Source organism: Paraburkholderia dipogonis (genome assembly GCF_046027395.1).
Classification (GTDB): Bacteria; Pseudomonadota; Gammaproteobacteria; order Burkholderiales; family Burkholderiaceae; genus Paraburkholderia; species Paraburkholderia dipogonis_A.
The window spans coordinates 1-613 of the sequence record NZ_JAQQEG010000123.1; the positions used below are offsets into that span (position 1 = coordinate 1).

A 613-nucleotide genomic window follows, 5' to 3' on the forward strand; every position below is an offset into this window, starting at 1 on the left:
GTAACCCGCTGCCGACAGGTTCGCCGTCGTCGTCGAGTTCGAACCCAGCGCTACCGAGTTCGCTGCCGAAGCCGATGCCGCTCCGCCGATTGCCACTGCATCCGTACCGGTCGCCGACGAGTCCGCCAGCGTCGAGTTCGTGTGGAAGTACTTGATGCCGCCACCGTTGGTGATGTTGTTCACCGTGTTGCTGATGTTGGTGACGTTGCCTGCAATGTTGGCGACGTTATTGCTCAGATTCGCGACATTCTCGTTCGTCTGGTACAACTGCGAACCGTTCACCGCGTCCGTGCTCGTCGGGCTCAGATTGCCAGCCGTCAGGTTGGTGATCTTCGTCGTGCCGCTCGCACCGTGCAGCGTGATCGTGTTCTTCGTGCCGTCATCGTAGGCCACCGCGTTTGCGGTGCTACCGGCAATCGCCGACTGCAACTGGCTTACGTTCACCGCATCGGTTCCCGCCGAGCCGGCTGCCACGTTCGTGATCCGACGCTCTGCACCAGCCGAACCCACCGACACTTCGCCTACTGCCGTCGCGCCAGACAGCGCACCCGTACCCGCGTTGTAGGCCGCGGCCGACAGGTTCGCCGTCGTCGTCGAGTTCGAACCCAGTGCC

The 613-nt window shown here is 63.0% G+C and carries 1 pseudogene; it reads right to left on the reverse strand.

Annotated features, from left to right (window positions below):
• Positions 1-613 (reverse strand): annotated as a pseudogene (locus tag PQR32_RS42135) (hemagluttinin domain protein); the annotation flags it as partial.